Annotated in this window: 13 protein-coding genes; 6 read left to right on the forward strand and 7 right to left on the reverse strand. The window is 49.4% G+C overall.

From position 1 onward, the window contains the following. Positions 1–15: 15 nt before the first annotated feature. Genes E3E37_RS07290 through E3E37_RS07300 form a run of 3 tightly spaced genes read right to left on the reverse strand, consistent with a single transcriptional unit; the run spans position 16 to position 3,069 of the window. Complete coding sequence (locus E3E37_RS07290) at positions 16–918, reverse strand: glycosyltransferase (protein WP_167716098.1); 903 nt, start codon at positions 916–918, stop codon at positions 16–18. Next, positions 911–1,789, reverse strand: coding sequence for a UTP--glucose-1-phosphate uridylyltransferase GalU (gene galU, locus E3E37_RS07295; RefSeq protein WP_167716100.1), 879 nt, complete (start codon positions 1,787–1,789; stop codon positions 911–913). The genes E3E37_RS07290 and galU overlap by 8 nt, the downstream gene beginning before the upstream one ends. Beyond that, positions 1,786–3,069: a UDP-glucose/GDP-mannose dehydrogenase family protein gene (locus tag E3E37_RS07300; protein ID WP_167716102.1), complete on the reverse strand. Its 1,284-nt coding sequence runs from the start codon at positions 3,067–3,069 to the stop codon at positions 1,786–1,788. The genes galU and E3E37_RS07300 overlap by 4 nt, the downstream gene beginning before the upstream one ends. Positions 3,070–3,138: 69 nt before the next feature. On the opposite strand from E3E37_RS07300, the gene E3E37_RS07305 reads away from it, so the two are divergent. From E3E37_RS07305 to E3E37_RS07315, 3 genes are all read left to right on the forward strand, one after another. Beyond that, positions 3,139–4,047, forward strand: a complete 909-nt coding sequence (locus E3E37_RS07305; RefSeq protein WP_240921935.1) for a glycosyltransferase family 2 protein — start codon at positions 3,139–3,141, stop codon at positions 4,045–4,047. A gap of 280 nt (positions 4,048–4,327) precedes the next feature. Continuing rightward, positions 4,328–5,470 (forward strand): glycosyltransferase, encoded by a 1,143-nt coding sequence (locus E3E37_RS07310; protein ID WP_167716106.1) that lies wholly within the window; start codon positions 4,328–4,330, stop codon positions 5,468–5,470. Then, entirely contained in the window at positions 5,463–6,329 is an 867-nt protein-coding gene (locus E3E37_RS07315; protein WP_167716108.1) for a bifunctional 2-polyprenyl-6-hydroxyphenol methylase/3-demethylubiquinol 3-O-methyltransferase UbiG, read from the forward strand. The genes E3E37_RS07310 and E3E37_RS07315 overlap by 8 nt, the downstream gene beginning before the upstream one ends. Here E3E37_RS07315 and E3E37_RS07320 read toward each other — a convergent pair. Further along, on the reverse strand, positions 6,275–7,510 hold the full coding sequence (locus E3E37_RS07320) for a flippase (protein ID WP_167716408.1): 1,236 nt from the start codon (positions 7,508–7,510) through the stop codon (positions 6,275–6,277). The genes E3E37_RS07315 and E3E37_RS07320 overlap by 55 nt on opposite strands. 125 nt (positions 7,511–7,635) lie before the next feature. Between E3E37_RS07320 and E3E37_RS07325 the strand changes: the two genes are divergently transcribed. Further along, positions 7,636–8,436 (forward strand): PIG-L deacetylase family protein, encoded by an 801-nt coding sequence (locus E3E37_RS07325; protein WP_167716410.1) that lies wholly within the window; start codon positions 7,636–7,638, stop codon positions 8,434–8,436. On the opposite strand, the gene E3E37_RS07330 is transcribed toward E3E37_RS07325, so the two are convergent. From E3E37_RS07330 to bgaS, 3 genes are read right to left on the reverse strand one after another with little or no spacing between them, the layout of a single operon-like run. Then, the gene (locus E3E37_RS07330) at positions 8,433–8,882 is read right to left on the reverse strand and encodes a type II toxin-antitoxin system VapC family toxin (RefSeq protein ID WP_088865572.1); all 450 of its coding nucleotides are present in this window, start codon (positions 8,880–8,882) and stop codon (positions 8,433–8,435) included. The two genes, E3E37_RS07325 and E3E37_RS07330, sit on opposite strands and share 4 nt — an antisense overlap. Positions 8,883–8,885: 3 nt before the next feature. Further along, a complete protein-coding gene (locus E3E37_RS07335) occupies positions 8,886–9,095 on the reverse strand; it encodes a hypothetical protein (protein ID WP_088865573.1) in 210 nt (69 codons plus the stop codon). Beyond that, positions 9,076–10,548: a beta-galactosidase BgaS gene (bgaS, locus tag E3E37_RS07340; protein ID WP_167716111.1), complete on the reverse strand. Its 1,473-nt coding sequence runs from the start codon at positions 10,546–10,548 to the stop codon at positions 9,076–9,078. Before bgaS ends, E3E37_RS07335 begins: the two co-directional genes overlap by 20 nt. Positions 10,549–10,755: 207 nt before the next feature. Between bgaS and E3E37_RS07345 the strand changes: the two genes are divergently transcribed. After that, positions 10,756–12,573 carry an ABC transporter substrate-binding protein gene (locus E3E37_RS07345; RefSeq protein ID WP_088865575.1) on the forward strand — a complete coding sequence of 606 codons (1,818 nt, stop codon included), beginning with the start codon at positions 10,756–10,758 and terminating at the stop codon, positions 12,571–12,573. A 44-nt stretch (positions 12,574–12,617) separates the two neighbouring features. After that, positions 12,618–13,610, forward strand: a complete 993-nt coding sequence (locus E3E37_RS07350) for an ABC transporter permease (protein WP_088865576.1) — start codon at positions 12,618–12,620, stop codon at positions 13,608–13,610.

Raw genomic sequence — 13,610 nt, forward strand, 5'->3', positions numbered from 1 at the left:
TAAAAATGTAGTGCGCTATCTGTTAAAGTGCAGTATTTTTTTGATGTATTCCAGGGAGCGTGAGTCAGAGGCCAGTTCCATCAACTTTCTGTAATTTTCAAGGTTGAATGGGGCCATTGCTATTGAATGGATAAGGTACTTTAATCCCTTTTCTGGATGGCCGCTAAGTAGGAGGAGCAGTCCCATCTGGCTCAGATGAATGCTGAGAACTTCCGGGTTTCTCCAGATGTCGTGGTGCTTTCTAATGAACCTTTCCCTTCCGGGGATGTATTTCCCCATGTTAAAGGATATCTGCCTACCATGAACATAATATTTAGCAACGATTTCGCTGACGTACTCAAACTTGTAGTGCTTTGCTATCCTGAGCCACATATCCCAGTCTTGGGAGCTGGTCAGCTTTGGGTCGAAGAGTCCCGTCCTCTTAAAGCATTCTCGTCTTATGAGCAACGTGGGACTTCCTATGAAGTTCTCCCGGAGGAGCCGTTCGTATACATCCCCCCTGTACTTTGGCAGTCTCTTACCTAATATTCTGCCATCCCGCTGTGAGACGTAATAGAATCCTCCGTAGACCACCCCGAATTCCCTTCCGAGGTCTTCGAGCTTCCTTACCTGGGTTTCCAGTCGGTTAGGGAGCCACTCATCGTCGTCATCTAAGAGGGCTATAAACTTTCCCCTGGCCTTCTTTATTCCGGTGTTCCTCGTGACTGGCCCACCGGAGTTCCTCTTGAGGCGTACGTACCTTATTCTCCCGTCCTCTATACTCTCCACAACCTCTGGAGTGTTGTCAGAGGATGCATCATCAACGACTATCAGCTCGAAGTCCTCAAACTCCTGGCTAAGTACGCTCTCTATTGCCCTTTTCAACAGATTCGAGCGGTTGTACGTGGGTATTACGACGGATACTGTTGGTTTAACCATCAAGAACCTCCTGGAGTACTTTCTGCAGGTGTTTGGTTACATCGTTTCTTAACTCCTCCCTCGCAAGACTCAGCTCGAGGTTGGCCAGTATAAATCCGAGCTTACTCCCCACATCGTACCGTTTACCCTCAATCTTCCTCGCAAACATCTTTCTTTTCTTTAAAAGGATTCCAAGGGCATCTGTGAGCTGTATCTCGCCTCCCTTCCCAGGAGGTGTATCCTTAAGAGCATCAAACACCTCCGGTGGTAGGACGTATCTTCCTATTATTGCCATATTACTTGGTGCCTCCTCAGGCGAGGGCTTCTCCACGAGGCCCTTAACCCTGTAAAGGCCGTCCTCAACTTTTTCTCCATCAACGATTCCATACCTACTCACGAGTTCAGGGGGGACCTCTTCCACACCAATGACAGCCGCGTTCCTCCTTTCGGCGATTCTCATGAGCTGACCTATCGCTGGCCGCTGGCTTATTATTATGTCGTCTCCGAGAAGAACTGCGAAGGGTTCCCCGTTCACGTGCTTTTCCGCGTGGAGTATTGCATCACCAAGGCCAAGAGGCTTCTTCTGCCGGACGTAGTAGATGTCCACCATTTCCCCAATCTCTTCAATCTGCCTTAACTCGTTAACCTTGCCCCTCTCCCTCAAATAATACTCCAGCTCGAAGCTCCTATCAAAATAGTCCTCAATTGCACGCTTGCCCTTCCCCGTGATGATGAGAACATCGTCGATTCCTGCTCTGATGGCCTCTTCAACTACGTAGTGAATAACCGGACGGTCAACTATGGGGAGCATCTCCTTGGGCATTGACTTCGTTATCGGAAGCATTCTCGTCCCAAGCCCGGCCGCTGGGATGACAGCCTTCCTAACCCTCACCAGCACACCCCCTCGTAAACTCTCGCCGTCTCCTCCGCCTTCCTCACGCGCCTGCCGTCAATGACAATCTTACCCGAGTAATCCAGTTCCTCGAATTCACTCCACTCCGTGACGATCAGGACAATGTCGGTAGCTTTAAGAACATTAGTGGCTGAGTCAGCGAACTCAATCCTCTCCCCAACGTCGGGATAAGCCTTCCTGAAGTTCTCCATCGCCTGCGGGTCGTAGGCAATAACCCTGGCACCTTCCGTTAAGAGTTTTTTAACCACAACGTAAGCCCCTGTTTCTCTAACGTCGTCAGTGTTGGGCTTGAAAGCCAAGCCTAAAACTCCAACCGTTCTTCCCCTCAGCTCGGGAATGTGCTTCTTGAGGAGTTCAATGAGTTTGAGAGGTTGCCTCTCGTTCACTTCAACGACAGCCTTGAGGATTATCGGGTCTTCCCCGAGGTCTTCAGCCTTCCTGATCAACGCCCTCGTGTCCTTGGGGAAGCAGGAACCGCCCCAGCCGATTCCAGTCCGGAAGAAGTGCGGGCTAATCCGGTGGTCGAGGCCAACGCCCTCGAAGACTTTCCACGAGTCGATACCGAGTTTCTTGCAAATGTTCCCAATCTCGTTGGCGAAGCTGATTTTGGTTGCGAGAAAAGCGTTCGAGGTGTACTTAATCATCTCAGCCGTTTTGATGTCCGTGAAGAGCTTGGGAGCACTTATTGGCGCGTAAAGCTCCTCAAGAACTTTCCTCGTCCGCTCGTCCATGACTCCGATAACAATCCTGTCCGGGTTGAGGAAGTCCTCCAAGGCAACGCCCTCGCGCAGGAATTCTGGATTCATTGCCAAACCAAAGTCTTGAAAGGCTTTTTTGCCGGATTCCTCCTCAAGAATTGGCTTGACGACTCCCTCTGTGGTTCCTGGCAAAACCGTGCTCTTGACGACGACAACGTGGTAAGAATTCTTCTCCTTCAGGATTTTCCCGATTTCTCTGGAGGCTTGTTTAACGTAGGTTAAGTCGATTGAACCGTCTTCTCTTGAGGGAGTTCCAACGGCTATAAACGTCACGTCGGAGTTAAGGATTGCCTCGCGGTAATCTCTGGTCGCGTAGTACTTTCCTTTGAACTCCTCCATGAGTTCCGCGAGGCCTTTCTCGTAGATGGGTGGTTGTGAGTTGTTTATCGTGTTGATTTTTTTCTCGTCAACGTCCACGAAGATTACTTCATTGCCAAGCTTGACAAACCCCATTCCAGTGACAAGGCCCACGTAGCCGGAGCCGATGACCGAAACCTTCATTTTGTACCCCCTTAACTATCGTATCCCGTGAGTCTTATAAACTTCATGTGCGTCGTTTTTTTGATAGGTATGAGAAGCATGAAAACAAAGAGCTATATACTGGTGACTCCTGCTAAGAACGAGGAGAATAACCTTCCGCTGCTAGCCAAGAGCATTATTAATCAAAGTATACGACCCCGTCTTTGGGTTATAGTCAACGATAATAGTACCGATAACACTGGTAAAATAATAAAAGAATTGGAGTCTCAGCATGAATGGATTATTGGTGTTGATTTAAATGAGCCGGGAGAATATGATGCAATATTCAGAAATGCAATTACTTACCGAGCCGGATTAAAAATGGCGTTGGAGTACACTAAGGAGAATCACATGCCATTTGGGTATGTTGGGATAGTAGATGCAGATTTCGTTCTAGAACGCAGGTTTTTTGAAAAGTTGATCAAGAAATTTATTGAAAACCCTCGTTTGGGCATGGCTAGTGGAGGAGTTTATGTGTTAAAAAAGAATAAGCTAGTTTGGGAACGATCTAATCCTAAATTTCCCAGGGGGAGCCCGCGGTTAATCAGGTTTGAATGCTTTTTTGACATAGGGGGTTATCCAGCTGAGCCAGCTCCAGATTTATTTTCATACTATTTGGCAAGAATTAAGGGATGGGAAACTCTCCAGGTGAAAAGTGCTATTGGGGTGGAACTCAGGCCCACCGGAGGTAGAGACGGCATTTTAAATCGGTCTAAAAAACAGGGTTTCATAAACTTCTATCTGGGAGTCTCTCCGTTGTCTGCACTCTTAAGAGCCATGTTTATGGCTCTTTTTGAGTCACCTCTCAAAGCATTTGGGTTTCTTGAGGGATATTTTTTAGTAAATATCTCATTGGGGGGGCCTCTACCGAGAAAAGTCGTGGAGTTTGCGAGGCAAGACATGAGCATTAAACAGAATTTTTTTAAAGTTATGCACATGTGGAGGGTTTTTGATGAGTAAGGGATTTTGTAATAACCCGTATCAAAATAACGAAGCTAGGATTGTAAATGATGGAGTTACAGAGGTGATTCTCTATTATTATTAGTTATTGGACTTATGGACTTAAAAATTGGATGTGTTGAAAAGATATTGGTACCACAACCTGGTAAAAGTGTTATGAGATAATATCTGAGTTTTAATCTTAAGATTTCAACATACTCTTATAAACCTTCAAAGAAACGGTTGATAGTATCTAATAGTCAAGGGAGCTTGTAACGAAGTAAATATTGGGGGGAGACATGTGAAGAGAAATGTCCTTATGATACTCAACAACCATTATACTCATGATCCTCGGGTGACTGAAGAAGCAGAAAGCCTGGTTAAACACGGATACACAGTAAAAGTTATTGCGTGGGATAGAAAAAGAGAGTATCCTACTTATGAAGTCATAAATGGTGTGGAGATAGTTAGGATAAGAGTACCGTGGTTTTTGGATCGCCTACTTCCATTCGAAATTCTAAAAGTTCCTGTGTGGCAAGTGATGGCTTATAAAAAAGCTAAAGAGTTGTATGAAACCCAGAAATTTCAAGTTGTTCATGTTCATGATTGGCCTGATCTACCAGTAGGGGTTAAGTTAAAACAAAAGATCCAAAATATCCGTTTAATTTATGATTCCCACGAAATTTGGAACTATATGGTTTTCACCAATAAGTTGCCTGAATGGATATGGGAGGTAGTATGGCGAGAGCGAGCGATGCTAAAGTACGTGGATGCTCTTATAACTGTTGGGAGTGGATATAAAAAGTATTTTTTGCGATACAAGGGTATCATCAAGCTTGTTTTAAATGCCAAGAGGCGAAAGTTCCCATGGAAAGCTCCGAAAACAAAACCTTTAACAATTGTATATATCGGAGGTTTCAATGATTTTAGGTGTATAAATGAGCTCATTAAATCAATATGTAACAGTAAGTTTCAGGTGTCTTTAATTATTGCTGGTCCAAATCAAAAAGAATATGTAAATCTCTTTAAAGATTCGGAAAATTGTGGAGTTAACTATTTGGGGTATATCCCCAAATCGAAAGTTATTCCAACCACTTTAACTTCTAGTCTTGTTTACTACGTATTTAAATGTTCCAACCCATTGTATAAAATTGGTATGCCAAATAAACTCTTCGAGGCCATAGCCACAGGTAGGGCATCTTTAGCTGGTAAAGATACTGCTAGTGGAAATTTTGTTGAAGAGTACAAAATTGGTTTGGCCGTTACCTGTAGCGAGGACGAGATTCTAAACGCATTAATGTATTTAATTGAAAACCCCAAATTGGTAATTAAGTTTGGAAGAAGGGCATATTCCATTGGAAGAAAATATAATTGGGAGAATGAATCAAAAAAATTGTTGCAGATTTATGAAGATTTATTAGTAGGAGGTTATACTCATGGATAATGATTTGGGGGCGCTTGAATTACTTAAAACTGTTCAAAACTTTGGGGTTCCAAGAATAGAACACCTGCTCCCTAGCATATGGTTTTACAGATATGGCATTAATCTTGCTATGGAGCACTATCAAACATCAGAGCTTAAGATATTAGATGTGGGTTGTTCAAAAGGATATGGTGTGTATATTATGAAACTAATATGCCCAACTTGTCATTTTGTTGGAGTGGATTTAAATGGAGATGACATTAAAACGGCTAAGGAATTACTTTCAGATTTTCAGGATATTGTCTGTTTGTCTGGGGATATAACCAACGAGCACTTCGTAGAGTATCTTCTCTCAACGTATGGCCCTTTTGATGTTATTACTTGCTTCGAAGTTTATGAGCATATTAAACCAGAGACTGCAGATACTTTTCTTAATAATATAAGTCTCCTTTTAAAACAGGATGGACTTCTTTTCATATCAACTCCTAACAAGAGAATATACGATACCGACGCATACACTCCGGACCATGTGAATGAAGTTTCTCCTCAACAATTTTTGAGGAAATTAGAAATGACAGGATTTTCTCCTATCTATATTTTCGGATCTTACACTAAGCATCCTTTTTTAGTTAGATCACTTGAATTCTTTAATTTAGTAGCAAGGAGAGGTAACAAAAAGAATGAGTTATCACTTATTAAAAAAATTATAAGGTATCTTTTGGTTTCAGTTTTCTCTCCTTGGAAGGTGTATGGTGAGATTATGAAGAGACTTTCGTATGAAAAATATCTCCAACTCAAGTTTAAAAAAGCAAAACCAGTAGATAACTACTTAAACTCATCACTAATTTTGGTTGTAGCAAGTAAAAGTGCTGTCCCCTGACTCACCACCGTCGCCACGGCCGCACCGCTCGCCCCGTAGTTCAGTATGAGGATGTAGTTGAGGGCGACGTTCAGCAACGCTGTGAAGCCGGTTATCTTCGTGAACGTCAGCTCCTTCCCGGTCGCGTTGAGGAAACTGCCGAAGAGGGAGTTGAGGAACATGAAAGGCAGTGCAAAGGCCAGTATTTTAAGAACCGGTATACTTGGAATGAAATTCTCTCCGAAGACCAGCAATATTCCGTACTCCGCGAGTAGATAGTACCCAACGACCCCTGCAACGCCCAAGAGGCTCAGCGTCTGAAAACTCCTCCTGAAAAGTACTTCCAGGGTTCTTTTGTCCTCCTTCCAGAGCCGAGCCATGGAGGGCAGGGTCGTGGGTATGACAACGTTTGGAACAAGCATGGCAACCTGGATCCACATGTACGCCGCCCTGTATATTCCGGTCTCGTAGTCACCCCTGAGAAGGCTCAGCATCACCATGTCGGTGCGGTAGTATATGAGGGTGAAAAGCCCTATGAGCCAGAAGGGATAGGATTTCTTGAGCAGTTCCTTCCACGCAACCGGGTTGAAGCGTATCGCGATATTCTCGACGAATCTCAGCCCCCATTTTATCCTCAGAAGTTCCCTGATAACGTAGCCCGCAAGGAGGGTGATGATGAAGGGTGTCAGTGAGGGATACAGGTAAAGGACAACCCCACCTGCAAAGAACGCCCAAAACCGTTCAACCGTTCTCGCTATGGCCTCGTACTTGGTAACCTCGTGGGCGTACATGATTCTAACGAAGATGTAGGAGACCCAGGTTAACATGGCTTCCGCGCCCGCCAGTATTATAAGGAGCTTCATCCATCCCGGCTTCGGAAGGAAAAAGGTTATCCCGACGATTATCAGGAAGTTAACAACCGCCAGAACTATCTTGAAGCCCAGGACATCGGGGAGGAGCTTCACTAGCTTTTCCCTGTCCCTCGCGACCTCCCTCATAAAATAGAATCCGACACCTAGGTCGGAGAATATCCCGAGGAGACCCACGTAGTAAAATATGAAGGAGTACTGGCCGAGCCCCTCCGGGCCGAGAGTCCTGCTGAGGAGAACCACTACACCGTACGCTAGTAGCTTTGAGATTATCTCCGCACCGAACAGCCACCCTGCGTTCTTTATCAGGCGTAGTTTTAGCGTCTCCGGCATAATCCTCACTTTCGAAACGGTGCTGGGTTAAAAAGCCTTTTTGAATACGGTTTATATTTCCCTCCAAACCTATAAATACCGCCAGATTTATAAGTATTGATGTGTATCACCGAGAGGTGCCCGCGATGTTCGAAAACATCGATAACTTTGATGAGGCTTTCGAAAGGCTCCTCAAAGAGCTTGAATTCGACCTTTCAAACCCCTTTGAGGATGTTGAAAAGGTTCTCTGCATCGAGCCCCACCCGGACGACTGCGTCATAGGCCTGGGTGGCACGATAAAAAAGCTGACTGAGGGCGGAATCGAGGTCGTTTACGTCTGCATGACCGACGGCTCAATGGGAACCCTCGATGATGACCTGAACCCACACGAGCTGGCGATGATCCGGAGAAAGGAGGAAGAAGAGAGCGCCTCTCTGCTGGGGGTCAAAAAGGTCATCTGGATGGGATACCGTGACACGGAACTTCCCTACACCGGGGAGGTCAGGAGGGAGCTGGTGAAAATCATCCGCGCCGAGAAACCGGACGCTGTTCTCGCCCCCGACCCCTGGCTGCCATACGAGGGGCATCCTGACCACAGGGTTACCGGATTCCTCTCGATAGACGCCGTTGCGTTCTCCCCCCTTCCCAACTTCGCGAGCACGGACGGTGTCGCGGGTTTGAAGCCACATCAGGTTGATGTCTTCGGCTTTTACTACACCGCCAGGCCCAACTACTTCGTTGACATAACCGACGTCATGGAGCTAAAGCTGAAGGCGCTAAGGGCCCACAGGAGCCAGTTCACCGATGACGTCTGGGAGAAGTGGGAGCCGTTCCTGAGGACGGTGGCGCTTTACTACGGTAAAAAGGCAGGGGTAAAGTACGCGGAGGGGCTTCGCTTCATGCCCGGGCTATTCCTTCACATAACCCCCTTCGCGGAGCTGATTTAGCCCAGCTCCATCTTCACCATTACCTCAAGCTCCTTCAGGAACTTCTCAAGGGGCATGGTGTCGAGGCCGAACTGCCTGAGGACCTCGTACCTCTTTGGGTCGTCCGTAACGAGCAAACTGCCGGTGCAGATGGCGGTTGCGGCCGTCAGAACGTCCTCAAGGTCGAGCATTCTTCCCTTCTGGAGAAGGTGGGCCTCTATCTGTGCCGCTTTCACCAGTATCTCATCGCCAAGCGGCACGACGGTGTATATGTCCTTCAGAACCTCAAGCTCCCTCTCAACGTTTTTCTTCAGGTACGCCCTGACCGAAAGGTAGCGGTAGAGGGTGATTACTGAGAGTGAGACGTTGAACTTGGCGAGGGTTATTTCAAGCTGTCTCTTTCTGCTGGCGGTGTGCATCTTGAGGAGTGTCCTGCTGTCGAAGGTTATCTCCGCTGGTAGCGGCATGATTCAACTCCCCTTCTTCTTTTCTAGCAGATTGATGAGCATATCTGCCTCTTCGTCGTCCATTATGACGTTGTCAACCTTCTTGTCGAGCTCGACGAGGTGCCAGGTCTCTATGAGCTTCTGGAGCACCTCGTCGTAGGAGCGGGCGTCAAGTTTGTCCTTGAGGAGTTTTATCTTCTTCCACGTGCTCTCATCAACCGCTATCGTTTTCATACCCCAATCCCTCCGTAACGATCTTCCTGTAGGTCTCCACGCTCTTTCTCCTCGGGATCCTCTCCTTGGTTATGAGGTCGACCTCGTAGAGGCCGAAGCGTATCTTGAATCCCATGGCCCACTCGTAGTTGTCCGTCAGCGCCCAGTGGAAGTAGCCCCGGACGTCGGCGCCGTTCTCAATCGCCCTGAAGAGCTCCCTCACGTGGCTGACTATGTATCTGGGCCGCAGTATGTCCTTCGAGTCCGCTATACCGTTCTCGGTGATGTAGACGGGTTTTCCATACTCTGCGGCTATCATCGTGGAGTCGTATATACCTTTCGGATACACCTCCCAGCCGAAGTCGCTGGTCGGGTTGTTGTCGGGCGAGACACCCATCGGATTGCCGGAATAGCCGTATCCCTCCGCGCCGACGAAGCTGACCATCGGCAGCTCCTTGAACTTCGGTTCGACCCACTTAACAACCTCCCTCGTGTAGTAGTTGTTCCCTATCCAGTCGTTTCTGGCCAGGTGGTTGATCTTAACCTCCTCCCAGTTCAGTTCTAGGTCAACCCGGCCGTCATTGAGGGCGTTGAGGAACAGCCTGTTGTGGAAGTAGTCGTAATTTTCCGCGGCTTTGACGTCCCGCTCATCCCTCGGGTTCAGGGGATAGGCGGGGATTATGTTGAGGATTATCCCAACCGGCGCCTTGGAGAACTCCTTTATCGCATCGTAGGCCCTCGCGTGGGCGACCATCTGGTTGATTATTACCCTCTTGGCCGCGCTGGGACTCAGTATTCCCGGCGGCCAGCCAACGTAGGGCGCGAGGTAGCCGAGTTCAACGGTGACCATAGGTTCGTCGAAGGTAGCCCAGAAATCGACCAAGTCTGAGAACTTCCAGGCGATGTAGGCTGAAAACTTGACGAACTCGACTATGCTTTTCTCGTCAATCCATCCCCTTGCCCTCGCCCCGTCGGGGTTGCTTCTCACCTCTATCGGGTCGTGGAGCCACAGGGGAAGGGTCTGATGGTTGAGGGTCACGAAGGTCGAGAAACCGAGCTTTTTGAGGTTCTTAAGCACTGCCCGGTAGTGGGCCACTGCGGAACGGCTGGCCAGCCCGTCAAGCTCCTCCAGGGTTTCCTTCTTGATTTTAATCCGTTTTATCAGGCCGTAAGAGTCTCTATCCACCTCGGCTTCGACGCCGAAGGTTGGGCACGGGAAGATTCTGCTCCATTCTATCGTGAGCTGATAGGCGTTCAGGCCCAAATCCTTGGCCAGTCTGTGGTCGATTTCGTACAGCTCGTAATTGTTTATGCCGTCCTCTGGCAGATCTCCGCTGACGAGGTCGTTCTTGATGTTGAACGGGTCACGAACCCACCGCCACCAGTCAGTTCTCGCGTCTATGTTCCTCCTGTAGGGGTCACCCATTTCGAACTGAAAGGCCGACTGAACGACGCCCCAGTAAAAGTCCCCCATTAGTTTCACCTACGGCAGTTATAGATTTTGGTGTTTTTATAATTTTCCTATCACTGGCATATGAGCCCGCGTGCCCGTGAGAATTGAGACAATCACCGTTCATGTGCACATGAGTGTGCATTGCATACCCATCCTGTTCACCAAAAAGCTTATATAGATTTGGCCTGTGTTATAAAATTGACATTGTTTATAATGAGGTGGGAAACTATGAAAAGGCACCTTGCCGTAGCTCTGGTGGCTCTTCTGCTGGTAAGCCTCTGGAGCTTTGCCTCCGTGCGCGCTGAGGACTTCCCCCGAAATGAGACGATATACACCGCCAACAGCGCTCCACCGACCAGCGCCAATCCATTCCAGGGTGGCAACATAATAGGTATAGACGGTCTCGTTTTTGAGCCGCTCTTCATGCTGAACTTCATGACAACAGAACTCAAACCCTGGCTCGCGGAGTATGGAAAATGGGTAGACAGCACCACCTACGAGGTGAAGCTCCGCGAGGGAACCAAGTGGCAGGACGGAAAGCCGTTGACCGCTGAGGACGTCAAGTTCTCCTTTGAGTACTACGAAAAGCTCGGCCTGAAGAAGTTCGAGGGGCTGAGCGAAATCAAGGTCGTTGACGACAGAACGGTTCGTTTCATCTTCTCCGGCCAGCCCAACGTCTGGGTCTGGGACCAGAACCTCTACTCCGTTCTCATAATACCCAAGCACATCTTCGAGAACCTCGATCCGGAGAAGGTCAAGACCATGACCTTCACGGGAGACGACAAGAAGTACCTCGTTGGTTCCGGTGCCTACAGGCTCAAGGAGGTCGTCGAGCAACAGAAGTCAATCCTCGAAAGGAACGAGGACTGGTGGGGTGCGAAGTACTTCAACAAGCCGGCTGCGAAGTACATAATCCAGCTCTACGTTTCGAGCAACGATCAGGCCGCCAACATGTTCCTCAAGGGCGACCTCGACGTCGCCACCTATTACCTCGACATAGCGGAGCTGAAGAAGCAGAACCCCAACATCGTCAGCTGGCTCGACAAGGAGCCCTACTTCCCGCCGGTGGTTCCGGTGGTTCTCTACTTCAACACCCAGCACGAGCCCATGAACATGCCCGCCTTCAGAAAGGCCATTGCGATGGCGATCAACCCGGAGCAGATAGTCCAGCAGGGACCGATAAGTGCGGTTCCCGATCAAACCCCACTCGGACCCATCATGCAGGGCTGGAAGGACAAGATAGGCGCCAAGGACCTCATCAACGAGTACGGCTGGAAGTACGGTGACCTTCAGGACGCCATGAAGATTCTCGACCAGCTGGGTATCAAGGACACCGATGGAGATGGCATCAGGGAGTACAACGGAAAACCACTTGAGCTGCATTTTGTCACATGTTCGGGCTGTTCCGACTGGATACAGGCGGGCGAGATAATCGCCAACCAGCTCAAGCCCCTGGGAATAAAGGTCGTTATAGACAAGGGCGACTGGACCAACTTCTTCATGCAGAAGCTCAACAGCGGCGACTTCGACCTCGCGCTCCACTGGGCAGGAACATTCAAGCCCGACCCGTACAGCGTCTATTACAACCTCATGTACTACAAGAACGAGACCGACAAGGGCGCTGCAAACTTCGGCAACTACCACAACGAGAGGGCAAATGAACTCCTTCAGAAGCTGGCGGCTACTCCAAACGCCGATGAGCAGGTGGAATACCTCAAGGAGCTCACGCAGATATGGCTCCAAGAAGTCCCGGCGGTTCCTGTGTACACGGGAACCGTATTCTACGAGGCCAACACGCAGTACTGGAAGAACTGGCCCAACGAGAAGAACCCCTACGGCGTTCCGATATTCTGGCCCGGCTTTGGAACCTGGGGAACGGCACTCGCCATGCTGGGAGTAGAGCCCGCCCAGACCCCGACGCCGAGCGAAACCACGGGCAGTCCGGGCGGAACAACGACGACCACCGGCGGAGGTGGAGGAATCTGCGGTCCGGCCGCTCTGCTGCTTTTGGCGGCTGTGCCTCTCCTCCTGAGGAGGAGGCGCTGATACCTTTTTCTTCCTTTTGACGGTTTATAATCGGGGGGAAAAGGATGGGGTTCAGGAAGTATCTCGCCAGGAAGACCTTCGTTTACGCGATAACCTTTCTGTTCGCGGTCACACTCAACTGGCTCCTGCCCAGGCTCATGCCGGGCAACCCGATAGAGGCCATGATAGACTCGACCCTAAACCTCTCCCCCGGCGAGAGGGAGATTCTGATTAAATTTTACGAGGACCTTTACGGCCTCAACGAGCCCCTCTGGAGGCAGTTCCTCAACTTCTGGGTGAGGCTCTTCCACGGTGACCTCGGTTACAGCCTTCTCTACAAGGCCCCCGTGTGGGATTTAATCAGGCACGCCCTTCCCTATGACATTGCCCTCCTGCTGCCCGCCATAGCGCTCAGCTGGCTCGTTGGCAACTGGCTGGGCGCGATAGCGGGTAAGAATAAGAGGTACGACCGCTATATGATGCCGGTTTTCTACTTCCTCGCGAGCATGCCCTACTTCTGGTTCGCCATGCTCCTCGTTTATTTTGTCGGCGTCAGGGCCGGGTGGCTTCCCTACCAGGGCGCCTACGACCCTTCCCTGCTTCCCGGCCTCTCGTGGGAGTTCATAAAGAGCTTCCTCTCCCACTGGATACTCCCATTCCTGAGCCTGTTCACGGTCATGATTGGCAGCTGGGCGATTGGAATGCGCAACATGATAATCTACGAGCTTGAGGCCGACTACGTCCGCTATCTCGAAGCCCTCGGTGCAAGTGAGAAGCTCATGACGAAACACGCCTACAGGAACGCCATCCTCCCCCAGGTCACGGGGCTGGCGCTTCAGCTCGGCCTGATGGTAGCTGGAGCTATAGCGACGGAGATAGTCTTCAACTACCCTGGGATAGGCATACTCCTCATGAACGCGGCGCTGAGCCAGGACTACTTCCTGCTCCAGGGAGCGTTCCTGATGGTGGTTATCTCCGTCCTGGCCGCGAACTTCGTCATAGACATAGTCTACGCCTTCATTGACCCGAGGGTCAGGACCAGCTACACGGAGGGTTGA

It is taken from the genome of Thermococcus sp. ES12 (genome assembly GCF_012027515.1).
In the GTDB taxonomy this organism is placed as follows: Archaea; Methanobacteriota_B; Thermococci; order Thermococcales; family Thermococcaceae; genus Thermococcus; species Thermococcus barossii.